The following is a 24,405-nucleotide window of genomic DNA, read 5'->3' on the forward strand; positions in this document are numbered from 1 at the left end:
TCACGGAGATAGGCACGTCTATCCTGGTGGTGACCATATATCCTGGGAGTGAGATGACATGGACAAAGGCCACCGCTAAAGCGGCTCATGCCAGTTTTATTCGCTGATACCTGCGGGATCAGTCTGTCCATTCTTCATTCTATCCAGGACCCATCATGAAAAAACTTGAGAACAAGCGCTGCCTGATTACCGGCGCGGCCCGCGGCATCGGACAAGCTATCGCCACCGCTTTTTCAGAGGCAGGGGCCGAGGTCATTCTGACCGACAAAAACATCCAAGCCGGTTCTCTACTGGCCCAACAGCTGGGATGCATCTTTGAACCCCTGGATGTGCGGCTTGAGGCCGATTGGGATCGCATTGCTTTCACCTATCCTGACATGGATGTGGTCGTGAATAATGTCGGTATCACCGGTTTTGAAGAAGAAGCACACCCCCATGATCCCGAACAGGCCAGCCTGGAACACTGGCGGGCCGTCCATGCAGTGAACCTGGACGGGGTATTTCTGGGGTGCCGTTACGCCATCCGCGCCATGCGGCCATCAGGTCGCGGATCCATCATCAATATCTCGTCGCGATCCGGCATGGTCGGCATTCCCCTAGCGGCGGCCTATGCCTCCTCAAAGGCGGCGGTGCGCAATCACAGTAAATCCGTCGCCCTTTATTGTGCGCAACAGGGGTTGGATATCCGGTGCAATTCCATCCATCCCGGGGCCATCCTGACGCCCATGTGGGAAGCCATGTTGGGAGAGGGCGAAGAACGGGAAAAAAATCTCAGAACTTTCACCAAAGACGTGCCGGCAGGCCGGTTCGGCCAGCCGGAAGAGGTAGCCGCCCTCGCCCTGCTGCTGGCATCAGATGACGCCTGTTATATGACCGGAGCCGAGTTGACGCTTGACGGCGGCTTGCTGGCCGGTACCGCAGCGTCCCCCGGATAGTAGGTTCACATCATTGTCCCCGTCAGGATGGCCTGTTCAAAACTGGCCCCCTGGCGGACTGTCTCACGCAAATCCGCTCCACTGAGGTTTGCTCCGTTGAAAGAGGCTTCCGATAGGTCCGCGCCACGGAAATCGGCCCCGCGGAAGTCCGAACCGTCAAGATTGGCCCCAACCAGCTTCGTCGCCCACCGCCGGCCCGTATCATTTCCTTCCGCATTATGCAGTCGGATATGGCCAAGATTGGCGTTGCGACCATGGGCACCGCGCAGGTCCACCTGGCTAAGATCCGCCCCGCTCAAATTCGCAAAATCAAGATCTGCCCCTTTCAGTCGCGCCTTCTTCAATTCCGTCAACAACAGAAGACTGTTACACAATACAGATTCGGAGAGATCGCATTCCACCATCAACGCACCGCTTAAATCTGAGTTCGCCAGATTGTCATGGGCAAGTTGCACCCCCGTGAAATCAGCCCGGTTGCCATTCTCACCATTGGTGCGCACCCATTGAGCATGTTTCGCCAGGATCTGTGCCAGCCAGGGTTCTATGCGCTGATCCTGCGTGAAATAGATCGCCCCATCCAGATTGGCCCCGGACAGATCAACCGTGGCCAGATCCACATTGCGTAAATTAGCCCCCCGGAGATCCGCATGGCACAAACTGGCATGGGACAGGCTGGCTCCGGCCAATATCGCGCCTTTCAGCTTTGCCCCTTCCAGATCGCAATGGCTCAGCTCCGCACCGCTCAGATTGGCCCCGAACAGGGTGGCGCCGGAAAAGTTGGCGCTGGCCGCCTGAATATCCGCCAAATTGGCGCATTCCAGGTCGGCATGGCTAAGATCCGCATGTTCCAAATTAGCATTTTCCAGATTGGTCGGGATCAGCTCCATCCCCTGGGTCGGGTTTGCGCGCGTGACCGAGGCCAACTGTCCCGGCCTAAGATCCGCCTCCCGGAGATTAACCCCGGCCAACTTACAGTTATTCAGATTGGCCCCGCGCAAATCAACCCGGAAAAGCCGTGATCCTGTCAGGTCACTGTGAAACAGATTCACCGCGAAGAGATCCGCCCCTTCCAGATTGACATTGCGGAAAATACTGCGCGCCATATCCGATCCCGCCAACACTGCGTAACGCAAATCCACGCTGTCCAGTTCCAATTCACGTAATATTGCGTTCTTGATGGTTAATAGCTTACCACCCCGGCCTGAGGTGTAGCGCTCATGCGGGCCAAGCGCCTTCAGGAATTCTTCCCGGTTGTCCGTCATCAAATTTCCCCCTCACGATCAGAAAATCCCCCGATGCCGCCATGGGCAATGGGTGACTATCCTTCCCGAGTTTTGCCGGAAACAGCCAATCCAGCGACCATTAGGATACAATATTCCATCATTCTAAATCAATCATATCGGGAATTAGGGTCGAAAACACGCCCGTTCAGTGCGTTCGATTGCGGGTTAAATTCCTGAAATACCGTTTTAAATCGGGATTCATTCTTTTTTGATGTATTTTTTGCTATCCTATTGGGGTTGGCATGCAAAAAAAATGGGGGACCGTACTCGATTGTCTTAGGCAATCAGGAGAAAAACCTTGGCTGTTTCGGAAAATCTCCGGCGTTTTCTCAGTGATCGGCAGGCACAGTATCGTGTTGTGCAGCATCCGCGCACTTTTTCAGCCTCACACACAGCTCAGGCGGCCAAGATTTCCGCAAAACAATTGGCAAAAGCGGTTTTGTTAAAATCCCGTTCTGACTATCTTGTTGCTGTCGTTCCCGCCAGCAGCCATGTGAAAATGCGCCATTTGCGTCGCTGCCTGCAAGACCGGGTCCGCGTCGCAAAGGAACAGGAAATTCCCTCCATTTTCAAAGATTGCGATCCGGGTGCCATCCCCGCGCTTGGCACCGCCTATGGCCTTGAAACCCTGGTGGATGAGCAATTGAACCGGGAAGCGGATGTCTATTTCGAAGCCGGCGACCATGAGAGCCTTGTCCATATGTCCGGCGCAGAGTTCCGCCGGGTCACCGCCGATATGCTGCATGCCGATGTCGGTGTGCAAAACTGGAAAGCACTATAATCCTTCCCCTGACATCCTACTGACAGAATGCTGTCAGTATGCCTGTTTTATGACTTCTGTCGACGGCAATGAAGGCCGCTTTTTTTTTACTCTTTTGACAGGTTAGACAGATGTACGTGCTTTACCATTTTCCCTATTCCCAACATGCCCGTCGGGTTCATTCCCTGCTGGAGGAAGCCCGACTGGTTTATCGCCTGGAACATGTGGCCATGGATCAAGGGGATTATTTGACCGCGAATTATCTGGCGGTTAATCCCAATCACCAAGTCCCCAGCCTGGTGGATGAAGAAACCGGCGTAAAAATCCATGAATCCAATGCCATTCTCCGGTATCTCTGTGTTAAACATGCCTTGGATAATTGGTATCCAAGCGATCTCGTTCAACGGGCACGGGTCGAACAATGGCTGGACTGGAATCAATGCCGCCTCAGCCCTCATGTGGTCGGCATCGTCCTGAACAGTGTGTTCATGGGTGAGGATGGTGACAAGGATGCCATTGCCAGAAGCCATGAGGCCATGAAGGAACTCAGCGAAATTCTGGATGCAGGGCTGGCCGACAGGCCCTATCTCGCGGGAGACCGAGCCACCATTGCTGATCTTTCCGTGGCCAGCAATATTTTCCAGCTTTGCCTGGCCGATGCCATGCCGAAACAGGCCAACATCAATGACTGGTATGCCCGTATCAGCCAGTTCGACGGTTTTCAAAAATCCCTGCCCACCTGAACCAGGGGGTGCCCTCCCGCCGCGATTTTTTTGGTCGCGGCGGGCCTTTTCCGTTCTTGCCCTTCTGTTAATTCAATGATTTAACAAATGCGTTAAATAACAATCGGTGGCATAGATGGAAGAAATCACAGCGAACATCAATTGGCTGGCTGTCGGGATTGGCGCGGCAATCGCCTATCTGTTGGGGTGGCTCTGGTATTCTCCGGTCCTGTTTCTCGACCGTTGGCTTGATGGCATCGGCAAGAAAAAGGAAGAGGCCGCCGCCCCGCCGGCGATCGCCATGATGATCCAGGCCGGCGGCACATTTCTCTTGGCCTGGCTGGTCGGCATAACCGCAGCAAGCAATAGTCTTTTCACCTGCCTGCTGGTCGTGGCCATGGTAATGGCCTTGATGGCTTCGGGTGGTCTTTATGCACAAAAAAAAGTAACCGCGATCCTGATTGAGATCGGCTATGTCGCGGTCATGGCAGCCATCATGATCGCAGCACAGGCTCTGCTCTAAGCAATTCTGTTATCCAGTCTGCGGTGGCTTGAAAAAATCGCCGCCGCCGTTCCTGCATATTCTGGCTCAAAGCGGCAACCTTAGCCGCCTTGAACCCGGCCAAATCATCTTGCGGCGGGAAATAATCGACTGCCGGGGCAGCCAGGACCGTATCTCCTGCGCCATCCCAGCAATCATTGACTGGAAAGCCAAAGGGTTTCAGCCCGTCATGCCAAGTGGCATCCAGTTTCAACACTCTTTCCCCAATATGCAGTTCAACATAATGGTGATAGTCCGGCACCTTCCCGACGGTTAACATCGCACGTATTTCATCCGGCATGGCGGGGTGGTTCGGGATGCCCAGATCAAACCAGGTGAAAATTGTCACGACCTCAGCCCGATACCCCGCCTGTCTCAGTCGTTTTTGCAGCAAGAGATGTTTGCCGGAACAAGATCCGCGCCCGTTCACCAAGACATCCTCCACACGGCGCTGGCCGATCCCGCCATAGGGAATATTTCGTACTTGATGGTAAATCGGCACCGCGGCTAAGACATCATTCACAGTTGGCAACCCGGCCTGACGTGATCAATCCCTGAACGTCATGACCGCTTTCCTTGATAGCCGACGCCTGGATCACGACCGAAACCGAGCCGAAAGGCCCGCAATATTCTCGGTTAAGAATCATCGGTTCCGATTGATCCGGCTCAGCCCGTTTCAACGGAGATTCCTGACTGTCAAACCAGCTGTCCAACTGCTGCATCAGGGCTTCGGGTTCCACCTCGCGGGCAAATACCTGGCACACTGCCACATCCTGCAAGGCCGCCAACACAACTTCCGGGCCACCCCCAACCAGCCAGGCATCCCCCGCTTGGCCATTCAAAAAAGCTTCGCTTGATCTTTCCTTCAAGCGCAGCAGTCGTTTCCCGTTGGGGGATAGTTTAACCAGTTCATGGACCGGTTGGCCTGAGACCAGGGAGGGCAGGCAATAATCCAGCAGTTGACCGACCATTACCTTTTCCGCGCGCTCTTCCTCTGCCCAGGCCTGGCCATGAAGGATGAACAGCATGGCCACGGCGATCAAACTTCTCGTGATTATCCTGGACATCTGCTCTCCCCTGGTTGATTGCGTTTCAACCGTTATCGGTCTGAAACACCCTTCATGCAAAGAAAAAAGCCGGAATGCGAACATTCCGGCCAGTTTTGCTTCGGGAAAGTAAGCACTAAGGTGAAGCAACCTTAGCACCCAAGGAAATCCACTGACCGAGCAGTTGACGCTCTTCTTCGGTCATCTCTGTCATATTGCCAAGCGGCATGGCATCCGTATCCACCGCCTGCTGTTTAATGGCGTCCAAGTGGGCCAGTACATCATCGATCGTGTCGAATGTGACCCCGCCCGGTGCCTCGTCGAAATCCTCATGAGTCGGCAACGAGGAATGGCACGCGACACAGCGTTGCTGGACAACAGCGAAAGCCTGTTTCGCAGTAACGGCATCAGCTCCTTCCGCCAGGGTTTCATTGCCACCCGGCTTAAAGGAAACAAACAGAATCAACGCGAGCATCAAGGCACCTGCCGTCGGATAAAGGAACTTCATCCAACCCGCTTCAATACCTGCATTCTTGGAATTATAGTAATGGCGCACCAGCCCGCCGATCACCAGGATCATGGCAAAGATCAGCCAACTGTAATCATGCCCATAGGTCATCGGATAATGATTCGAAATCATCATCAGCAGGACCGGAAGAGTCAGATAGTTGTTATGCATGGAACGCTGTTTAGCCTGCTTGCCCAGGATCGCCGCCGGCTCCTCACCAGCTGTCAGCGCTTTTACAACCTTCTTCTGGTTCGGAATGATCACGAAGAAAACGTTCCCGACCATCATGGAGCCGATGAGGGCCCCCGCATGGACATAGGCCGCACGCCCGGCAAAAACCTGGGTAAAGGCAAAGCCAGCCCCCACCACCAGCAGGAAAACCAACAGCGCCAGAAGACCTAAATTGTCCCCCAGCGGAGAGCGACAGAGCAGGTCATAGAGGATCCAGCCTCCGGCCAACATGGCGATGGAAATCATGATGCCCTGGCTCGCGGTAATATCCAGCTTCGAACTGTCGATCAGGAAAGCATCGGCACCCAGATAGTAAATAACGCTCAACAGCAGGAAACCCGACAACCAGGTGAAATAGGCTTCGAATTTGAACCAATGCAGTTCGGTCGGCATCTTGTCCGGCGCCACCAGATATTTCTGGATATGGTAAAAGCCGCCGCCATGGACCTGCCAGGTTTCCCCATGGGCCTTCTTGTTCAGCGCCTTGTTCGGGCGCAAGCTGGCATCGGTGAAGACAAAATAGAAGGACGACCCGATCCAGGCGATCCCGGTGATGATATGAACCCAGCGCAAAAGCAGGTTCAGCCATTCGGCGACATTCACGTCAAACATGGTTTTACTTTCTCCCCTCAGGCGACCGCTTTTTGCGGTTCTGCCTGTTTACTTTCCCGATAGTATTTCTGTGCGGCGACCACACCACTGCCCAGTGTCACGTTGATGCCGACATCATTCAGTACCATTTCCGTGGTAGCGAGCGCGCCCAACAGCATCAACTCATCCACCGCCCCCATATGACCGATGCGGAACACCTTGCCCGCCACCTTGGACAGGCCCGCCGCCAAAGACAGGTTATAATCATTATAAGCTGTTTTCAGCACATCATTGCTGTCAAAACCTTCCGGCACCAGGATGGCGGTCACCGTATCGGAATGAACCTCCGGCCGGCGTGAACATAATTCCAGGCCCCAGGCTTGAACCGCGCGGCGCACGCCTTCGGCCAGTCGGAATTGGCGAGCATGGACATTATCCAGCCCTTCTTCCAGGATCATCAGGCAGGATTGGGCCAGCCCGTGCAGCAGAGTGGTTGCCGGTGTATAGGGGAAATAGCCGCCCTTATATTGGTTTAACAACCCCTTGAAATCAAAGAAACCGCGCGGATTTTCTGCCACTTCAGAAGCCTTTAGCGCCTTTTGGCTGACCCCCAGGATGCAAAGGCCTGTTGGCATCATGAAGCCCTTTTGCGAGCCGCAGACCGCCAGATCCACGCCCCAGTCATCCATCCGGAATTCCAGCGCGCCAATGGAACTGACACCATCCACCATCAACAGGGCGGAGTGGTTCACCTTATCCATGGCCGCCCTTAAAGCAGCCACATCGCTGGTGACACCGGTCGCTGTCTCATTGTGGCAGACCAGGACCGCCTTAATCTCATGATTGGTATCCGCCGCCAGGCGTTTGGCATATTCGGCGATCGGGGCGGCCTCTCCCCAGGCGCCCTCGATCACCTCGACCTCAAGCTTGTGCTGTTTGCACATGGCAATCCAGAGGTCGGAAAAATGGCCATAAGAAGCGGTCAGCACCTTGTCGCCCGGTGACAGGCAGTTGGCGAGGGACGCATCCCAGCCGCTGGTGCCGGAACCGGCAAAAAGCAGTATTTCGCCACTCTCTGTCCGAAAGATTTTTTTCAAATCCTCCTGCAGCGGCAGAACCAGTTTATGAAAATCCGGTGCCCGGTGGTCCTGCAGCGGCACATCAATGGCGCGCCGGACCGCTTCGGGCATATGGGTAGGTCCCGGTGTGAAAAGATGAGTTGTCACCAACATGTGGTCGCTCCCGCTTTTTCTCTTTTTTACTGTCCGACCCATCGTCGGATACCACGCCATTGGGATCCTGGGATCCGTGGCGGGGCTCGAATTTTTACCGGGTTGCAATATCGCAGTAAATCATCAATTATAGAATAATATAAAATATATATTTACTTTCAAATTTTACTTGATAAAAGGTGCGGTCATGCATGATGTGAACGATATGGCGGTCTTTGTCCGCGTGGCGGAATTGGGGTCTCTTTCAGGGGCCGGCCATGATTTGCGCTTGTCGCCAGCCGTGGTCTCAAACCGCATTGCCAAGCTGGAAGACAGGCTTGGCGTGCGTCTGTTGAACCGGACCACCCGCAAGGTGCAGATGACCGAAGAAGGCCAAGTCTATTTCGATCATTGTGTCCATATCCTGCAACAGATCGAAGAAGTGGAAAGCACACTTTCGGAAAAAAAACAGGCTCCGAAAGGTGTTCTGAAGGTCACCATGCCCACCTCTTTTGGCAAAATGCATGTTTCCCCCATCATTCCGGATTTTATGGAAAACTATCCGGATGTGGAGGTCCGCCTGCAATTGACCGAACGCATGGTCAGCCTGGTCGAGGAAGGGATGGATATCGGCATCCGTGTCGGCAAGCTTGATAATTCCAGCATGATTGCCAGGACCCTGGCTCCCGATACACGCTATATCTGCGGGGCCCCGGACTATCTGAAAAAACACGGCATCCCCAAAACACCCGCCGATCTGGCGGATCATAACTGCCTGCTGCTGCGGTTTCCCGGCTCGCGCCAGTTCAAATGGACCTTTTTGGAAAATGGCGAGGCGGTGCAATATTCCGTTGCGGGAAACATGGATTCAAACAATAGCGAAGTATTGCTGCAATGGGCGCTGGCCGGCCAGGGATTGGTGATGAAATCAACCTGGGAAACATCGGAACATCTCCAGAGCGGTGCCCTCGTCCCGGTCCTAACCGACTATATGCCGCAGGATCTTTCGGTCAGCGCAATCTATCCGCATAGCCGGTATCTGCCACCAAAAGTACGTGTTTTCATCGACTTCCTGGCTGAGAGATTTGGCCCCCGGCCCTATTGGGACGCAAACCTCTCGCTCTGACAGAGTCAGATTGATAGCATTCTTAGTAATGGATTAACCTCGTACGACTACACTCATCGCAAGAACCTTATTGGGGGGATGTGAGAAACTTGCGAGGATCTGCCTGTGCGTCCGTCCCGAAGACTCTTTCCCGCCGCCAGCCCCTTTCTTTTCATCGGTTTGTTGCTCCTTCCCCTGCCGGCCCTGGCAGAGCAGGTGGCTGCGGCAGATCGTGTGCAAAGCAACCTGGATCATGTCTGGACCATGGTTGCTGCGGCCCTGGTCCTGAGCATGCAAGGGGGCTTCCTCCTGCTGGAAGCAGGCTTGGTCCGGTCGAAAAACTCTATCAATGTGGCCCAGAAGAACATGGCAGATCTGATTGTATCCGGCATGGTTTTTGGCGGGGTTGGGTTCATGTTGATGTTCGGCGACAGTATGGGCGGCTTCATCGGGCTGGAATGGGATCTGTTTGCGTTTGACACCTTACCTGACTGGACGCTGACTTTCTTCATCTTCCAGGTCACATTTTGCGGCACGGCCGCCACCATTGTTTCGGGCGCGGTGGCGGAACGGATGAATTACGTGGGCTATCTGGTCGCCACCTTGCTTATCGCTCTTATCATCTATCCGGTCTTCGGCCATTGGTCATGGGGCAATCTGCTGAATGGCGATAATCCGGCCTTCCTTGCCGATCAGGGTTTCATCGATTTTGCCGGCTCCACTGTGGTCCATTCCACCGGGGCCTGGGTGGCGCTGGCCGCGATCATTGTGCTGGGCCCGCGCCTGGGCCGATTTGACGAAAATGGCAAGCCGATCCGCTTCATTGGCCATAATCCGGTGCTGGCGATTTTTGGCGCGATTATCCTGCTGATCGGCTGGTTCGGCTTTAATGGCGGCAGCACAACGGCAGGCACTCCCGCCTTTGCCCATATCATCGTGAATACCTTTGTTTCAGCAGTCGCCGGCGGATTGGTTGGCATGTTGCTGGGCCGTTATCTCGATTACACCCTGCCTGCCGAATATGACTATCTTCAAGAATCCGCCAGTCCCTTCCGCCGGGTCCGCACCAATTGGGAACATGGCTATTTCCGACCCGAGCGCATGGCCAACGGCCTGCTGGGCGGATTGGTGGCCATCACCGCAGGCTGCGATGCCGTCACCACCCATGGTGCCCTTTGGATCGGGATGATCGGAGCCGCCATCACCACACTGGGCGGTGAATGGCTGGAACGGCAGTTCAAGCTGGACGATGTTGTCGGCGCGGTTTCGGTTCATGGCTTTGCCGGTGTCTGGGGAACGCTTTGCATTCCCATTTTCGCCTCAGCGGAAGCCATGCTGGCCGGTGATCGTTTCACCCAGTTTCTGGTACAGCTTGAGGGGGTCGCCCTCAATTTTGTCTGGGCGTTCGGTATTTCGTTCCTCGCTTTCAAGATTCTCGACAGCACCAATATTGGCGGCGGCATGCGGGTCAAGGAAAAGGATGAATCCGTCGGGCTGAATGTCGCCGAGCACCAGACCCAACTCGGCACCGGAGAAGTGGTCTCGGCCTTGCGCCGCCTGGCGGAAGGGCGCGCGGAATTTGGCCATCGCCTGGATGAAACGGCGGGCGATGAATCCGGTGAACTGGCGCGTTACTACAATCAGGTGATGGATGACCTGATCCAGGGCGTCGCGACCGGCACAAGGGACTTGGCCGCCATGAGTGACCGTCTGGCCAAAATTTCTTCAGATCTGAGTGGCCAATCCTCGACCGCTGCCAAGCGTATCCATACCGCGCGGGATGAAACAAGCCAGGTCAACGACGGTGTCCAGGCCATCGAAAATGCCGCGTCCGAGGTGAAGGACAGCGCGGACGCGATCCATGAAAGCGCGCGGGAGGTTTCCGAACAGGTGGATTCTGCCAAGGATAATGCAAGACGGGTGGCCAACCGCATCCAGGATATCCGCAATCAGGCTGGCGGCGCACTGCAGATCGCCAGTGACGCCCGAACGGATGCCACCCAGGCCGGCACATCGGTCACAGGGCTTAATGATGCCACCAACCGGATTGCCGCCGTGCTGGATCTGGTCAAGGATATCGCCGGGCAGACCAATCTGTTGGCCTTGAATGCCACCATCGAGGCAGCGCGTGCCGGTGAGGCCGGCAAGGGATTTGCGGTCGTCGCCAACGAGGTTAAAAGCCTGGCGGCGCAAACCGCAAAGGCCGTTGACGAGATTGCCGGTATGATCACCGAAATTCAGTCCAAGACCGGCGACACGAGGGGCATCGTCGAGCGGGTTGCCGGCATCATCGAAGAAATGCATTCCGAGATCGGCCATATCGCGCAGTCGGTCGATGAACAGGAAGGCTTTACTCACCAGATCGCGGAGAGCTTTGATCTGATATCCGAGCGCAGCAACATGGTCACGGACAAGATCGGGGCCGTTCTCACTGCCGCTGACGGCGTTGCAGAAAAATCCTCTATCGCCGCCGAAAGCACCACACGGGTTGCCGATAGCATGGAGGATCTGCAGCATCAGGCTGACAACAACCTGAGCCTTGCCGAACAGTTAACCGCAATCACCGAGGGCATTTCTACGATAACCGGTAAGCTGGAGGCCCTGGTTGGTGGCAAATCCGGTTCCATTACCGACGAAGGGGGCGAAGCACCGCAGACAGCTTGAAATAGCTGGCGCTCGCGCCCTGAAATCGTCCTAATTCATCTCATCATCGCCCCTTTTCCGGTGCGATCCGGCCATGTTGCCCAGGCCCAATAGCTTCCTCATCAGCGCATCGAGGAGGTGGATCATGTCTGTTGGCAAGGTGAATAGAAAAATCATCACTATCTTATGCAGCCCACGGCTCAGCCGGATCATATGCGGCATGGCAACCGGCATGTCCTTGGGCGTCATCCTGCTGGTCTTATGGAGCATGACCGCCCTGGGGGCCTCTCCAACCGACAACAAACAGGAATTCGGTCTGTTTTTCCGTGAAACCGGCCAGGATGCGCCCCTTACGCCCGCCCTCACCCAGTCAAGCGATATGACAGTGGATATCGCAGGCATCGTTCTACGCGGAACGGTTCAACAGACTTTCCGCAATGACAGTGGCAATTGGGTTGAAGGGATCTACCTATTCCCCTTACCCGATGATGCTGCGGTCGACGGCATGACCCTGATCATCGGGGAAAGGCGCATTGAAGGTGAGATCCAGGAAAAGGAACAGGCCAAACGAACCTATGCCCGCGCGGTCGCTGAAGGCAAACGCGCCAGCCTGCTCAGCCAGAACCGCCCCAATGTCTTCACAACCAAAATCGCCAATATCGGACCGGGCGAGGAAATCTCTGTCGAGATCCGCTTTCAATCCCTGGTGAAACGCACTGGCCTGGAATTCAGCGCCACCTTGCCGACAGTTGTCCTCCCCCGCTTTTTCCCGAGGCCGGACGCCGAACATATGGCGACCGTCATCGCCGACAGGAACGCAATGGAACAGCCCATCACAGGCCCGGCAACCGGCGTCTATGATGCCAAACCGGTCAACCCGACACGGATGACCGTCAATCTGGATGCGGGAACGGAGTTATCCCTGCTGGAAAGCCCCAGTCACCAATTTAACAGCCTGCATCTCGAAGGCGGCCGTTACCGGATCACCCTCAAGGATGGCGAAATGCCGGCAGACCGGGATTTCGTTCTGCGCTGGAAAATGGCATTGAGCTCCAGTCCCCAAACCTTGGTCTTCAGCGAAACCGCTGGCCAGGAAGAATACATCCTGACCATGGTGATGCCGCCGGCAGAAGCCCAGAGGGATAAAACAACCTTGCCCCGTGACATCACTTTTATCATCGACACTTCTGGCTCCATGGCGGGGGATTCCATCCGCCAGGCAAAGGCCTCCCTGCAAAAGGCCGTCTCGCAACTGCGCCCGGAGGATCACTTTGACATTATCCGGTTTGATGATTCCATGACGCGCCTATTTGGCGAATCCCGCCCGGCAGGTCCGGAGAACCTGCGCTATGCCCGCAGTTTCATCGACCGGCTGGAAGCCAATAACGGCACGGTCATGTATCCGCCCCTGGCCAGCGCGCTTGGGGATAAACAGCCCGAAAATGCCCTGCGCCAAATCCTGTTCCTGACTGACGGTGCCGTTGGCAACGAAACAGAACTGTTCCAGCTGGTTCATGAAAATCTGGGATCGGCACGCCTCTTTACCGTCGGCCTGGGCCCCGCGCCCAATGGCTGGTTCATGCGCAAGGCGGCAGAATTCGGCCGGGGCAGCTATACACTGATCACCAATCTTGGCGAAGCGGAGAACCGGATGGATGCTCTGTTTAGCCGGATGCAATTTCCATCAATGACGGATGTCACAATGGAAAACGCAGACGCATCCCCCGCCGAGAGCTTTCCACCTCAAATTCCGGATCTCTATGACGGAGAGCCTGTGGTTTTTGTCAGCCGTCGGGAAGTAACAGACGCCGATTTTAACCTACAGGGACGTTTCAAGAACCGGGATTGGAAAGAATACCTGTCTGTAAAGCATGCTCAAAAAAGCTCCGGCATCGCTAAATTATGGGCAAGACGCAAAGTAGAAGCTTTGATGGATTTGAAAGCACATGGACTATCTGAAGAGACCATTCGGCTCTCTGTTCTGGATGTTGCTCTCAGCCATGCGATTTTGAGCCCCTATACCAGTTTCGTTGCCGTGGATAAAACCCCGGTTCGGCCGCATCTGACAGACCTGAAAACAGAAAAGCTCTCGGCCAATGCGGCAAAGGGATTGGATATGTTCAAGCAGCAACGCCAACTGGCGGGTCCTGCCACGGCAACGCCTATGACCCTGAACCTGATTTTGGGATTTGCCGCCTTGTTTACCGCACTGATTACATTCCTCATTCTGGGTCGGAGAACCGCCCGATGAAACAGCGTTTCTGGCTTTGGTCGGTCCTTGCCCTGCTCGGAGGTATCGGCGTTTGGCAGCTTGGCAATGCCGCCCTGATCGCCGGCAAGGCCTGGCTCGCGCCCATTTTGATCCATCAGGCCTGGGACAAACAGATTGATACTGGAGAGCAGCAGCGCCCCTGGCCCTGGGCCGACTTTCATCCCGGTGCCAGACTGACCATGGCTAGGTTGGACATCGACCAATTCATATTGGATGACCCTTCTGCCCGCAGCCTGGCGTTCGGACCGGTTGCCAGTGGTTTAGATAACGCGCCGGTTCTTTTTGGCCATCGAGATACGCATTTCCGCTTTCTGCGGGATATCAGAAAGGATGATCTGCTGCGGCTCGAAACTGCCGGCGGGAACGTGCGGCATTATCAGGTAACCGAGATGATCAGCGGGAATGTGAAAGACATCATGCTGTCCCCATCCGAAGACGGATCCCAGCTGGTCCTGGTCACCTGTTATCCATTTGACGCCCTTCTCGCCGGCGGCCCCGGCCGATATGTGGTCCTGGCCAGTGAAGTCATAGAGAGGGTTTCGATGCAGCATTAACGCAAGACGGGACCGGCGGCCCAAAGGCAAGACGGTCCCGTTTCTGCAGGACCTTCGTTCAATCTGCCGCCAAGGGGGCCTGTTGAGCGGTTTTATGCTGCACGATCCGGCCGATCACATTGCTCGCCACCCATTCCTGCTGTTCTTGCGGACCAACAAATGCCACATGGCTGCGCCGTTCCGACTGATCAATCACACGGGTATCCAGCGACATTTCATGCCCTGACAAGGTCACCTTGAACTCCTGGCCGATCGGAATATCAAGTGGTGGCTCAAGGCCGAGCCCATGGGGCGACAAATCATGGATACGGAATTCTTCCACCCTTCCATCAGCCAGTGTGGCCTTGCCGGCCATATCCACTTTCAGCCGTTCGGAAGAACGCCGGTTTCCGGCAGAGGACTCGCGCAAAATCACGGTCAGGTTCTGCTTCAGATCCGTCATTCGGCCGGCGATCTCGCCAATGGATTGCCGGACACTGTCAGATAATTCACCGACGCTTGCAGTTTCCCCAGAGATATCGCCGATGATAGCCGACACTTCATTGGTATTGGCAGATGTTTCCTGGGCATTGCGGCTGATCTCCTCTGTGGCGACATTCTGTTGCTCTACGCTGCTTTCGATCATCGAGATACTCTTGTTGATCTCACTAATCGTATCGCCAATGGAAGCAATCGCCTGAACTGCAGAAGAGGTTTCCGTCTGGATCGTGCTGACCTGCTGCGCGATTTCCTCGGTTGCCTTGCCGGTCTGAGTTGCCAGGCTTTTGACCTCGTTGGCGACGACCGCAAAGCCCTTCCCGGCATCCCCTGCACGTGCAGCCTCAATGGTCGCATTCAGAGCCAGCAGATTGGTTTGTTCCGCGATGTCGGTAATCAACGAGACCACATCGCCAATCCGCTGGGAAGCATCATCCAGCTCCCGGACAGTGCCGTTGGTCCGTTCTGCCTCCTCCATGGCCTTGGCAGCAATGGACGCGGACCGTTTGGCCTGACGGGTGATTTCAGTGATGGACGCCACCATTTCCTCTGCCGCAGCCGCAACGGCAGAAACACCATGTGTGGCCTGCTGTGCCGAGGAATTGACCGATGTCATCTGGCTGTTGGTATTTTTCGCAACCGAATTCATATTCCGGGCAACTTCTTGAACACTGCCGGTCTTCTCTTCTATTCGGCTGACGGCCTCTTGGACTTCACTATCCAAACTGTCCGCCATTTGCAGCATTTTCTCCCGAGTTTCCTGATTCAGGCGCTCCTTTTCCCGGTTTTGTGCCTCCCGCATATTCTGGGCTTCCATCGCATTATCACGGAAAACCTTCATCGCTGAGGCCATGTCACCAATCTCGTCTTCCCGCGACTGAGCCGGGATTCTGACATCCAGATCGCCAGATGCCAGCTCCTTCATCGCGCCGGTCATATGTGAAAGCGGACTTGTGATATTGCGGCCTACAAAGATGCCGGCTATCGCGGTTACGATCAGGACCCCTACCGCTATCAATGCAACTTGAATTTGGAGTTGCTCAATCGGATTGAGCACCTCTCTTTCATCTATTTCCGCCAGTATCGCCCAATTCGCCCCCATGAATTCTAGACTGGTGAAGGCTGAAAAAACCATCTCTCCACGATAGTCTGCCGCGACATGCACTCCCGTTTCACCGGACAGCGCCCGGCTGACCGAATCTGTATCGACGCGAGTTTTTAAAATCGTGCTTTCTTCGCTGAAACGCGAAGCGCTGCGCATCAGTTTGTCACTGCCGACCAGATAGGTCTCTCCGGTTTCCCCCATGCCCGCAGTTTGCTGCATCACGCCGTTGATTTTATCAATCGGCATCTGGAAAACCAAAACTCCGGCCAGTTTGCCATCGGAGAATAATGGCGTTGAGATAAAACTGGCAGCCGCGCCTGCACTGGGCCCATAGGGTTGAAAATCAAAGAATGCCTGAAAGCCTGGTTGCGGATTGGCCGCAGCCGCCCGGAACGCATTCCCCAAGTCCGTATCACGCCACTGACCACTATTCAGGTTCGTGGCATAATCCAGCTCCTTAAAAACCGTATAGATCAGATTGCCATCCAGATCGAAAAGGAAAATGTCATAATACCCGCGCTCCCGAAGAAACGTCCTGAACCAGGGATGATATTGCGCATGTACGGCTGAATAGCCGGATCCGTCATTGGCAAAATCCAGCTCTTCCTTGGCACCGGTGGGATGCGGGTTTTCCTCAATATACAGTCTCTGGAGGGTTGCGGTCCGATCACCTTCCATCACATCCCAAGCTCCCTCAAACGCCAGCAGCGCTTCGGTGGTATTGGGCGTGGCCGCCATGATCTCCAGATCACTATTGATCGTCCCTAGATAGTCGGAAATCGCCTTATGGCGGGACTGCATAAGTGCCATCAGCTTTGATTGCGAAGACTCCACCAAAAACTGTTTTGACTGGTAATCAGCAAATAAAGCAGTGGCCAAAGTCCCCAAAGCCACCAGACCAACAATGGCCAACGGTAGCTTCTTGGAAAGCCTGAATCGGTTTAACAGCATCGAAAATTCCCCCCGATAAAAATCTGGTCCCGCACAAACCTTCTAGAAAGCCAATCTCACATCTCCTTTCTGTATTATTGCATGCTAATCATTAACAAATCCCTGATTACGATATTGATGTTTTTCAGTCTCTTATCCGGATTATTATTAGTTGGTTTGCTACATATTTATGTTTTTCAAGGCAATTCCCGGTGTCCTGGATTTTTTGGGGAGCTGGTGATGGGAATCGAATTCCTTAACAAAAGATGCGCCATTTCTACCATGTCGATAATCCTGACAGAATGTTGTCAGTAGCTTTCGGCTATGGTCCAGACCATCATGAGTTCGGTCCAAAATAGGAACTGACGGTGCCGGAGATATTCAACAGGAAAACAAAGAAGGAAATTGAACCGATGACAATGACAGGAGAATGCCTCTGCGGCGCAGTAAAATTCGAAGCGGAGGATGTCGAAACCCATTATCATGCCTGTCACTGCGATACCTGCCGACATTGGTCCGGTCCGGCCATGGCAGTCGCAGTCGGCAAAGTAACCTTCCAGGGCGAAGAGAATATAAAAGCCTATCAGTCTTCTGAATGGGCCGAGCGGGGATTCTGTCAGGAATGTGGCACGCATTTGTTTTATCGGCTTAAGGAAACAGGCCAGACCATCGTATGGGTTGGTGCCTTTGATGATAAAAGCCCCTTTAAGCTCTCTGGCGAGATCTATGTGGATAGCAAGCCGGATGGATACGCCTTCCAGGGGGACCACCCCCGGTTAACGCAAAGAGAATTTCTGGAATCGATTGGGGCGATTGTGGAGACCTGATCCGCCCACACCCATTTTTTCCGGGCTGGCCGGGGGCCGGCAACCGCCCCCGCCGACCCTCATTTATAGCAAAAATACAATCTTCAACATCTGAACAGTTGCAGTGACCTTCAATTAAACTACACTGGTAGTAACGATTCATTTGGGGGAATGAATTTCATTGGGGGAAGAATGAGTTTGCTAAATGATTTGGCTGCGCAATCCGCCAGCACAACCTATCCAGACAATAAATGGGATCTGATCCTCGAGGGCCTTGAAAGCCTGGATCACGGTATCACGATTTTCAGTCCGGATAATCGGCTGGCCTATAGCAATGACCGTGTCCTGGAGATCCTTGACCTGCCGGAATGGCTGGTCCAGCCGGGCACCACTCTGGAAAGCCTGCTCCGGTACAATGCCGAACGCGGGGATTACGGGCCTGGAGAAACCGAAAATCTGGTCCGGGAACGATTGGACCTGGCCGGCAAAGGACTGCCCCATTGCTTTGAACGCACTCTGGGGTCGGGGCGCGTTATTGAAATTTCAGGAAATCCGCTGGAATGTGGTGGGTTCATAACCACCTACAAAGATGTCAGCGACCGGAGATCCGCCTTGGCCCTCAAAGAGATGCTGGGCGATATCGTCGACAAATCCTTGAACGAGATCTATGTTTTTGATGCACGAACCTACCGGTTTGTCGAGGTCAACCATGGGGCGCGGCGCAATCTTGGGTATGATCTGCAAAGCCTGAAACGCATGACCCCTCTGGAGATCATGCCTGAGATGCAACGCCAGGATTTTGATTTCCTGCTCGAACCCTTGCAGCATCGACGCCAGGAAAAGCAGACATTTGAGACCGTTCAGCAACGCTCCAATGGCAGCCTATATGATGTGGAGGTCCATCTGCAGATGATGAACGTGGATGGGAAACCTGTCTTCGTTGCGATCATGCAGGATATCACCGCCCGCAAGCGGGCCGAGCGTGAAACGATCAGATCCCGTGACGACGCCTTATTGGCGAACCGGTCGAAATCGGAATTTCTGGCAAATATGAGCCATGAGTTGCGTACGCCGCTCAACGCCATTCTCGGATTTTCCGAAGCAATGAGGGACTGTTTGCTCGGGCCGCATTCAAATCCAAAATATCAGGATTATGCAGCCTCTATCCATCAATCCGGTGCCCTGCTGCTGGGCATCATCAATGACATATTGGATGTGTCCAAGATCGAATCCGGCAACATGGAGTTGGAAGAATGCCCTGTCTGCCTTAATGAAACGGTCTTTTCGAGCCTTGCAATGATACAGGGGCGCGCTAAGGACAAACGGATAAAGCTGATTACTCAAACTTGTGACAGCCTGCCTCTGGTGCTTGCCGATGAAAGGCGGATGAAACAGATCATCATCAATCTTTTATCCAATGCCGTTAAATTCACGGGCATTGACGGTGAGATCCGGGTCACCACCGGCACCGGACCGAACGGCGCAACAATCATATCCGTCCAGGATAATGGCATCGGCATCCCGCCTGACAAGCAATCGACCATCTTCCAGCCCTTTACCAAGGTGGAGACCAGCAGCGCGCGTGAGCATGAAGGCATTGGCCTGGGACTTTCCATCGTCAAGGCCATGATCGAACAGCATGGTGGCAGGATTGATCTGAAGAGCAGCCTGGGCCAGGGCACTGTTGTCACTGTCTCCCTGCCTGCCGAGCGATCCCTGGAGGATTGACCCTTTATGAGAAATCCCCGGAAGCTTGGGGGTGCTCCCGGGGATTTCCACTGGCCAGTTCCGAATGCGCGCTCAGAACTGGTACATTACGCCGACCATAGAGATGAATTGGTTTTCGCTCCCTTTCTGGTCGACGATTGGACTGTCGGCTGCATCTCCGGAAAGCCGGGTATAACCGGTATTGGCAATAACGGCCCAATCTTCGGCAAACATCCAGTTCAACGTCAGATCAACCCCCGCGGATTTGAGACCTGAACCGGCACTGTAACGACTGTAAATAGAATTAGAGGCCTGCCGGTCAGAGATGCCGAAATAGGCCTGCATATGATCATCATCGGCCCAGACCACGTTTGCCGCGGTGGTCAAAGTAATATTGTCTGCCACCGGGAAGGTGTAACCGACATAACCGGTAAGGGTCGAACCGCTGGTTTCACCACTCAAATCCTGTGACAAAGTCAGCCCACCATTCCAGGCTTCATCCGGACTGAAATATTCCAGTGTGAGAGCCCCTTCCGCGTAGTCATCGATATCGCCAAGGCCGCGCAGGTCGTTATTATCGCTGGCCTCTCGACCGCCGCCATATCCAAGCCCCAGGCCCATGCGATACATGCCTTCCGGCCGATAGAGCCGGGCAATACCCAGATCAAGTCCGTTATTCAGACTCAGGGATGCATCCTGCAGTCCGAAGAAATAATCTGTCTCGCCCTCCTTCGGATCAAGTTCGCGTTCGTAACCAACACCAAGCTCGGCCATGATCCCGCCTTCATATTCGTCGGAGCCTTCATAATCGGGCGCCACAAACATCCCTCCCCCCACGGTATAGGAAAATTCACCGGCATATGCCCCGTTAACAGACCCGATCGCCAAAAGCGCGATCCCACCCAATGCATTCAGTTTCATAACATTGTCCTTTTCCACTTTCTTTTTCCACTTTCGAAAAAATTTCGACAAAGAGATCCCGTCGTGGAAAGCCGGTTTCCCCGTTACTGCTAACTAACTCACTTGATGATTTTTAAGCCCGGTCGGGGGCTATCAGCCTTTACTAAACGGTAAGTTCATATTCGGATTTCATCTCCATCACCGTTTCGACAATCTTGGAAATCAACCAGAATAGAACCCCAACCAGGAAGATATCCGCCCTGAGAACTGACAGGATCTGTCCTGGCACCGGTTCCGGTATCGCCGGCAATACATCCCGGTTATACAGATAAACGATCAACAGCGGCACAACAGCGGTCTGCGCCAGGGCAACCATCACCAGCGCGATCGAAAACCGCTTAAAAGACTGCACGGCATCCAGAGAAAAGATCATGCCTGCTTCAAACAATTTACATAGCAGCGCAATCTGGCTAACCCCCCAGAGAAACACTGCAACCGGCATCACTAGAACGGTCGATACAAAAAGCTGATCCGCCGCATTCAGGGTAGAAATACGTTGGGACCAGATACCATCCGCCATCACAAAATAGATTTTGTCATCAGATAAAAACAGTGTTGCCACCGTACCGATCTGAACAATGACCACCAGATACACCATCCAGCGCAAAATGCTGACCAATTGTGCAATTTTCTGTTCACGCATCGGAGAATGACCCAGTTTCGTTGATCGTTGAAACTTCAATAAGCTGAGTTCGTTCGACGGTCAATATTTTTTTATCGTTTTTCGATAAAAAAATATTGGTAAACAAATTTATTCGTTTCAGTTGAAAGGATATTCAGGGCCTGGATTGATCATAAGATTCGCATATAACTGCGCACCTGAAGAATAAGTGTCATTCTTCTTCAGAAAATTCCAGGATATCTCCCGGTTGACATTCCAAGGCACGGCATATCGCATCCAGCGTGGAAAACCGGACCGCCTTGGCTTTACCATTCTTGAGGATCGATAGATTGGCGTTGGTCACGCCAATCATATCCGACAGTTCGCCCAGTTTCATCTTGCGCCGGGCGAGCATAACATCAAGATTTACAACAATTGCCATATATAAAATCCTATACGGTCAGTTCCATTTCATCTTTCATGGCGAGCCCTGTTTCCATAATGCGGGCAATGACAAAGAACAAAACCCCGACCATCACCACTTCCAATGAGAGAAGGTCGAGCACCAGCGACAAATCCACATCCGGCCAAGCAGGTGTGATATCGACCAGTTTCAAGTAACCAATCAACAAGGGCGTTATCAACATATCCACCATGCCCAGAAGCACTAATGCCATGGCAAAACGTTTGAAATTCCGAACCGTCTCAGAGGAAAAAATCACGCCCGCCGCAAAGTGATTGCATAGGCCCGCAATCTGCAAAAGCCCTCCGATCAAAATGGCGGAGGGGATAAACATGTAAATCCCAATCACAATCTGATGCGGGATCGACAGCCCCAGAATACGCTGTTCCCAGATTTCACCATCGATCTTGAGATAAATCTTCTCATCCGCGAGATAAGTCGAAGCGAACCCGACCAATTGAAGCAGGATGACCAGATAGACCAGCACCCTTAAAATCAAAATGAGCTGACGCAGCTTCTGCGATGGCATGAAAGATCCCCCAAGATCGTTGAATATCTCTGCCCTGATTAGCGTCGAGATGATCTTGGGTCAATTTTTTTATCGTTTTTCGATAAATTTACATCAAAAAACGGTCCTGCATAATCTCTTCAAATTTATCATACAGGCCGGCTTCCAGCTTCTTCCCCCGCATCTCCCGCATAATTTCCAGGGCTCCGCCAATGGACCGTCCGCTGCGGTAGGGAACCGATTCCGTGATCGCGGCAAACACATCGGCTATGCCTGTCACCAGACTGAGTTCATCTATTTCTGCACCGCGCAGCCCATAGGGATAACCGCTGCCGTCAATGCGCTCATGATGGCGCTCGGCCACCCGCGCAGCTTCCTCTCTCAGTCCTTTCGAATCCCGGATGAACCGGGCAGACCATAGCGGATGCTCACGTATCAGTTCCACCTCTTTGGGGTTCAGCGCTCCTGGCTTGTCCAGGATATTTTTCGGAATCTGGATTTTGCCGAGGTCGTGCAGCAGACCGCCTTCCGCCAGGATCGACATTTCATCTTTGGAAAAGCCCATCGCAGCCCCCATAATCGCCATCAAGGCACAGGACCGAATGGAGTGGACATAGGTATGCTGATGATAATTCCAGAGCAGATCGAGTATCCCAAAGATACTGTCATTCAATGTGGCATTGATGACTTCTGCTTTGGTATCGTTAACTGCCTTAGCCTCAAAACACCCCTCCCGGACGACATTGCGGGATATGCCGTCAAAGTAATCCTTGGTACGTTTCAGGAATAATCTCTGCTGTTCAGGCAGTTGGTCCCAGGTCATCTCGGTTATCAGATCGCTTAACTGCCAGAATTTCGACAGGAACGAACCGGTATCATAGGGCGCGAGAATATAGTCATCACAAAGCCCCTCCTCCACGGCGGCACAGGCTTTGGTCACCTCTTCGCGGACAATCATGATCAGACCGGAACGGCGTTTTTGCAACTGTCCCCTCAGTTTCCTGGCCAGAGCATAACCGCCCATTCCCTGAACATGACTGTCGACCACGATTAGAAAAAAACGATGCTTCTCCGCCAGATCGAGGGCTTCCCAGCCTTCTTCTGCGACAAAAATATCATAGTTATGTTTGAGAAACGGCCGCACCTTGTCAAATTGTCGACGATCGCCGCCTGCCAACAATACCGGCTTCCTGCCTAAGGTCTCACACTCAATTTCAGCCAACATTCAATAACTGTTCCCTTCAGGCCCGGAATGGAACCCGCCCCAGGTCAATATACCTTGGATGGTAGACAGTAAGAGCTAATAAATCGTGAACAGGCTACTTATTTTACCTGATCCGGCCACAGATCCCTCTGTTCCTGCAACCAGTTTGCCAATACCGCATGATTGTTGGATTGGGCGATTGCAATCGCTTCCAGCAATGCTTTGCCGGTCGCCGGACAAATGGTTTCCGCTTCTTTTGCTGGCAAGATGGTTTTTAAGGCACCGCCTCGGTTCAATTCCGCAGCCATCACGACCGCGGGCGCAAGGATCGTTTCCGCCTGACATCCCTGTTTCCGCTCACGAATATGGCTGACCAATAAATCGAGAATATCGACGTGATCGGCCAGCAATGCCAGGCGCAGGCTCGCATTCAACGATTCTGGACCTATCAGCAATCGCGCGGGCTGGCTCTCACCGGCAAAATTGAAATCCGCTTTATGGGCCAGAAGCACCGAGACGATATCTTTTCTGCCCCGGCCACTAGCCCAGTTCAAAGGCGATAGTCCCCAGGCATCGATCTGGTCCGGATCTTCCCCGCGCTTCAGGAAAGCTTCGACTTTCTGCAGATGACCAAAACGGGCGGCACGCAGTAAATTGCTGCCCTCACCAACACGGCCAGGGTCGCCTTTCCAGCCTAAAAACTCCGCCAGTTCGGAAGGCGAAGAACGACCACTGACCCAGCCTTCATCAGCCGGATAGCAGATATCATAGTCGGGATAGCTTTCGTCGCTGATCACAGCGTGGTTGTAGCGTCGGCTGAAATCCGCAACCTGCGCCCGATAGGTTCTGTTTTCTGCGGTTTCCTGTGAGCTCAGATGAAAAACATGGCGGATCCCGGATCTCGAGAGCGGATAAACAGCACAATTCACCCCTGGAGATGTCTCGTACCAGCCATATCCCACATGGATCAAACGGAAATCTCCGTTTTTTAGAGCCTCAGCAGCCAGTTCCTCCGGACGATTATCCAGCAATGCCCCCGCAGGCAATGGCTCCCGGACAATTTTATCAGCCCTCGAATTCTTCCCATCCGTTTGCCCTGCCATATGCAGGCCACAGCCGGTCAGGAAGAAAAAGAAGGATATTGTTGCGATGAAACGGATCGACCTGGACACGCGCATTCTCATGAATTTGTGAAACGCCCTGAAGCAATGAGCGAAATGGCGGAGAACCAGCACATAGCCC

General features: G+C 53.8%; 22 protein-coding genes. 10 read left to right on the forward strand and 12 right to left on the reverse strand.

The window, feature by feature from the left end:
* Positions 1-155: 155 nt before the first annotated feature.
* Positions 156-935 (forward strand): SDR family oxidoreductase, encoded by a 780-nt coding sequence (locus DFP90_RS03100; protein WP_115934930.1) that lies wholly within the window; start codon positions 156-158, stop codon positions 933-935.
* A gap of 5 nt (positions 936-940) precedes the next feature.
* Here the strand turns inward: DFP90_RS03100 and DFP90_RS03105 are convergent, their stop codons facing one another.
* Positions 941-2,197, reverse strand: coding sequence for a pentapeptide repeat-containing protein (locus tag DFP90_RS03105; protein WP_115934931.1), 1,257 nt, complete (start codon positions 2,195-2,197; stop codon positions 941-943).
* 319 nt (positions 2,198-2,516) lie between these two features.
* On the opposite strand from DFP90_RS03105, the gene DFP90_RS03110 reads away from it, so the two are divergent.
* The 3 genes from DFP90_RS03110 to DFP90_RS03120 all read left to right on the forward strand — a co-directional run bounded on the left by DFP90_RS03110 (position 2,517) and on the right by DFP90_RS03120 (position 4,223).
* Positions 2,517-2,999 (forward strand): aminoacyl-tRNA deacylase, encoded by a 483-nt coding sequence (locus DFP90_RS03110; RefSeq protein WP_115934932.1) that lies wholly within the window; start codon positions 2,517-2,519, stop codon positions 2,997-2,999.
* Positions 3,000-3,109: 110 nt separating this feature from the next.
* Positions 3,110-3,721 (forward strand): glutathione S-transferase family protein, encoded by a 612-nt coding sequence (locus tag DFP90_RS03115; RefSeq protein WP_115934933.1) that lies wholly within the window; start codon positions 3,110-3,112, stop codon positions 3,719-3,721.
* Between the two features lie 115 nt (positions 3,722-3,836).
* Entirely contained in the window at positions 3,837-4,223 is a 387-nt protein-coding gene (locus DFP90_RS03120) for a DUF1761 family protein (protein ID WP_115934934.1), read from the forward strand.
* Here DFP90_RS03120 and DFP90_RS03125 read toward each other — a convergent pair.
* The 4 genes from DFP90_RS03125 to DFP90_RS03140 all read right to left on the reverse strand — a co-directional run bounded on the left by DFP90_RS03125 (position 4,195) and on the right by DFP90_RS03140 (position 7,849).
* Positions 4,195-4,764: a transglutaminase domain-containing protein gene (locus tag DFP90_RS03125; protein WP_181905156.1), complete on the reverse strand. Its 570-nt coding sequence runs from the start codon at positions 4,762-4,764 to the stop codon at positions 4,195-4,197. The genes DFP90_RS03120 and DFP90_RS03125 overlap by 29 nt on opposite strands.
* The gene (locus DFP90_RS03130; protein ID WP_147300921.1) at positions 4,757-5,308 is read right to left on the reverse strand and encodes an NMCC_0638 family (lipo)protein; all 552 of its coding nucleotides are present in this window, start codon (positions 5,306-5,308) and stop codon (positions 4,757-4,759) included. The genes DFP90_RS03125 and DFP90_RS03130 overlap by 8 nt, the downstream gene beginning before the upstream one ends.
* A 115-nt stretch (positions 5,309-5,423) precedes the next feature.
* Complete coding sequence (locus tag DFP90_RS03135; RefSeq protein WP_115934937.1) at positions 5,424-6,638, reverse strand: urate hydroxylase PuuD; 1,215 nt, start codon at positions 6,636-6,638, stop codon at positions 5,424-5,426.
* A gap of 17 nt (positions 6,639-6,655) precedes the next feature.
* A complete protein-coding gene (locus tag DFP90_RS03140) occupies positions 6,656-7,849 on the reverse strand; it encodes an aminotransferase class V-fold PLP-dependent enzyme (protein ID WP_115934938.1) in 1,194 nt (397 codons plus the stop codon).
* A gap of 187 nt (positions 7,850-8,036) precedes the next feature.
* On the opposite strand from DFP90_RS03140, the gene DFP90_RS03145 reads away from it, so the two are divergent.
* From DFP90_RS03145 to DFP90_RS03160, 4 genes are all read left to right on the forward strand, one after another.
* Positions 8,037-8,954: a LysR family transcriptional regulator gene (locus DFP90_RS03145; RefSeq protein WP_115934939.1), complete on the forward strand. Its 918-nt coding sequence runs from the start codon at positions 8,037-8,039 to the stop codon at positions 8,952-8,954.
* A gap of 105 nt (positions 8,955-9,059) precedes the next feature.
* Entirely contained in the window at positions 9,060-11,597 is a 2,538-nt protein-coding gene (locus DFP90_RS03150) for a methyl-accepting chemotaxis protein (protein WP_115934940.1), read from the forward strand.
* Between the two features lie 124 nt (positions 11,598-11,721).
* Positions 11,722-13,827, forward strand: coding sequence for a marine proteobacterial sortase target protein (locus tag DFP90_RS03155; RefSeq protein ID WP_181905157.1), 2,106 nt, complete (start codon positions 11,722-11,724; stop codon positions 13,825-13,827).
* Positions 13,824-14,402 carry a sortase domain-containing protein gene (locus tag DFP90_RS03160; protein WP_115934942.1) on the forward strand — a complete coding sequence of 193 codons (579 nt, stop codon included), beginning with the start codon at positions 13,824-13,826 and terminating at the stop codon, positions 14,400-14,402. The genes DFP90_RS03155 and DFP90_RS03160 overlap by 4 nt, the downstream gene beginning before the upstream one ends.
* Before the next feature lie 58 nt (positions 14,403-14,460).
* Here DFP90_RS03160 and DFP90_RS03165 read toward each other — a convergent pair whose 3' ends face one another.
* Entirely contained in the window at positions 14,461-16,935 is a 2,475-nt protein-coding gene (locus DFP90_RS03165; protein ID WP_115934943.1) for a methyl-accepting chemotaxis protein, read from the reverse strand.
* Between the two features lie 392 nt (positions 16,936-17,327).
* Here DFP90_RS03165 and DFP90_RS03170 point away from each other — a divergent pair, with 392 nt between their 5' ends.
* Both DFP90_RS03170 and DFP90_RS03175 read left to right on the forward strand, forming a co-directional pair.
* A complete protein-coding gene (locus DFP90_RS03170) occupies positions 17,328-17,741 on the forward strand; it encodes a GFA family protein (protein WP_115935505.1) in 414 nt (137 codons plus the stop codon).
* A gap of 171 nt (positions 17,742-17,912) precedes the next feature.
* Complete coding sequence (locus DFP90_RS03175) at positions 17,913-19,448, forward strand: sensor histidine kinase (RefSeq protein ID WP_181905158.1); 1,536 nt, start codon at positions 17,913-17,915, stop codon at positions 19,446-19,448.
* A gap of 72 nt (positions 19,449-19,520) precedes the next feature.
* Here DFP90_RS03175 and DFP90_RS03180 read toward each other — a convergent pair whose 3' ends face one another.
* The 6 genes from DFP90_RS03180 to DFP90_RS03205 all read right to left on the reverse strand — a co-directional run bounded on the left by DFP90_RS03180 (position 19,521) and on the right by DFP90_RS03205 (position 24,335).
* Positions 19,521-20,348, reverse strand: a complete 828-nt coding sequence (locus DFP90_RS03180; protein ID WP_147300922.1) for a MipA/OmpV family protein — start codon at positions 20,346-20,348, stop codon at positions 19,521-19,523.
* 142 nt (positions 20,349-20,490) lie between these two features.
* Entirely contained in the window at positions 20,491-21,030 is a 540-nt protein-coding gene (locus tag DFP90_RS03185) for a DUF2975 domain-containing protein (RefSeq protein WP_115934946.1), read from the reverse strand.
* A 190-nt stretch (positions 21,031-21,220) separates the two neighbouring features.
* On the reverse strand, positions 21,221-21,430 hold the full coding sequence (locus tag DFP90_RS03190) for a helix-turn-helix domain-containing protein (protein ID WP_115934947.1): 210 nt from the start codon (positions 21,428-21,430) through the stop codon (positions 21,221-21,223).
* 10 nt (positions 21,431-21,440) lie between these two features.
* On the reverse strand, positions 21,441-21,980 hold the full coding sequence (locus DFP90_RS03195; protein WP_115934948.1) for a DUF2975 domain-containing protein: 540 nt from the start codon (positions 21,978-21,980) through the stop codon (positions 21,441-21,443).
* Between the two features lie 88 nt (positions 21,981-22,068).
* Complete coding sequence (locus DFP90_RS03200; protein ID WP_115934949.1) at positions 22,069-23,184, reverse strand: response regulator; 1,116 nt, start codon at positions 23,182-23,184, stop codon at positions 22,069-22,071.
* A 98-nt stretch (positions 23,185-23,282) separates the two neighbouring features.
* Positions 23,283-24,335 carry an ankyrin repeat domain-containing protein gene (locus tag DFP90_RS03205; protein ID WP_147300923.1) on the reverse strand — a complete coding sequence of 351 codons (1,053 nt, stop codon included), beginning with the start codon at positions 24,333-24,335 and terminating at the stop codon, positions 23,283-23,285.
* Between the last annotated feature and the right edge of the window lie 70 nt (positions 24,336-24,405).

Origin of the sequence: Aestuariispira insulae, from assembly GCF_003385955.1 — a bacterium.
Lineage (GTDB): Bacteria > Pseudomonadota > Alphaproteobacteria > UBA8366 > Aestuariispiraceae > Aestuariispira > Aestuariispira insulae.

Coding starts and splice junctions, on each gene's coding strand:
- DFP90_RS03130 (WP_147300921.1), bottom strand. CDS start 5,308: ATGTCCAGGATAATCACGAGAAGTTTGATCGCCGTGGCCATGCTGTTC.
- DFP90_RS03160 (WP_115934942.1), top strand. CDS start 13,824: ATGAAACAGCGTTTCTGGCTTTGGTCGGTCCTTGCCCTGCTCGGAGGT.
- DFP90_RS03115 (WP_115934933.1), top strand. CDS start 3,110: ATGTACGTGCTTTACCATTTTCCCTATTCCCAACATGCCCGTCGGGTT.
- DFP90_RS03165 (WP_115934943.1), bottom strand. CDS start 16,935: ATGCTGTTAAACCGATTCAGGCTTTCCAAGAAGCTACCGTTGGCCATT.
- DFP90_RS03175 (WP_181905158.1), top strand. CDS start 17,913: ATGAGTTTGCTAAATGATTTGGCTGCGCAATCCGCCAGCACAACCTAT.
- DFP90_RS03185 (WP_115934946.1), bottom strand. CDS start 21,030: ATGCGTGAACAGAAAATTGCACAATTGGTCAGCATTTTGCGCTGGATG.
- DFP90_RS03140 (WP_115934938.1), bottom strand. CDS start 7,849: ATGTTGGTGACAACTCATCTTTTCACACCGGGACCTACCCATATGCCC.
- DFP90_RS03190 (WP_115934947.1), bottom strand. CDS start 21,430: ATGGCAATTGTTGTAAATCTTGATGTTATGCTCGCCCGGCGCAAGATG.
- DFP90_RS03170 (WP_115935505.1), top strand. CDS start 17,328: ATGACAATGACAGGAGAATGCCTCTGCGGCGCAGTAAAATTCGAAGCG.
- DFP90_RS03200 (WP_115934949.1), bottom strand. CDS start 23,184: ATGTTGGCTGAAATTGAGTGTGAGACCTTAGGCAGGAAGCCGGTATTG.
- DFP90_RS03155 (WP_181905157.1), top strand. CDS start 11,722: ATGTCTGTTGGCAAGGTGAATAGAAAAATCATCACTATCTTATGCAGC.
- DFP90_RS03135 (WP_115934937.1), bottom strand. CDS start 6,638: ATGTTTGACGTGAATGTCGCCGAATGGCTGAACCTGCTTTTGCGCTGG.
- DFP90_RS03195 (WP_115934948.1), bottom strand. CDS start 21,980: ATGCCATCGCAGAAGCTGCGTCAGCTCATTTTGATTTTAAGGGTGCTG.
- DFP90_RS03145 (WP_115934939.1), top strand. CDS start 8,037: ATGCATGATGTGAACGATATGGCGGTCTTTGTCCGCGTGGCGGAATTG.
- DFP90_RS03120 (WP_115934934.1), top strand. CDS start 3,837: ATGGAAGAAATCACAGCGAACATCAATTGGCTGGCTGTCGGGATTGGC.
- DFP90_RS03105 (WP_115934931.1), bottom strand. CDS start 2,197: ATGACGGACAACCGGGAAGAATTCCTGAAGGCGCTTGGCCCGCATGAG.
- DFP90_RS03100 (WP_115934930.1), top strand. CDS start 156: ATGAAAAAACTTGAGAACAAGCGCTGCCTGATTACCGGCGCGGCCCGC.
- DFP90_RS03180 (WP_147300922.1), bottom strand. CDS start 20,348: ATGAAACTGAATGCATTGGGTGGGATCGCGCTTTTGGCGATCGGGTCT.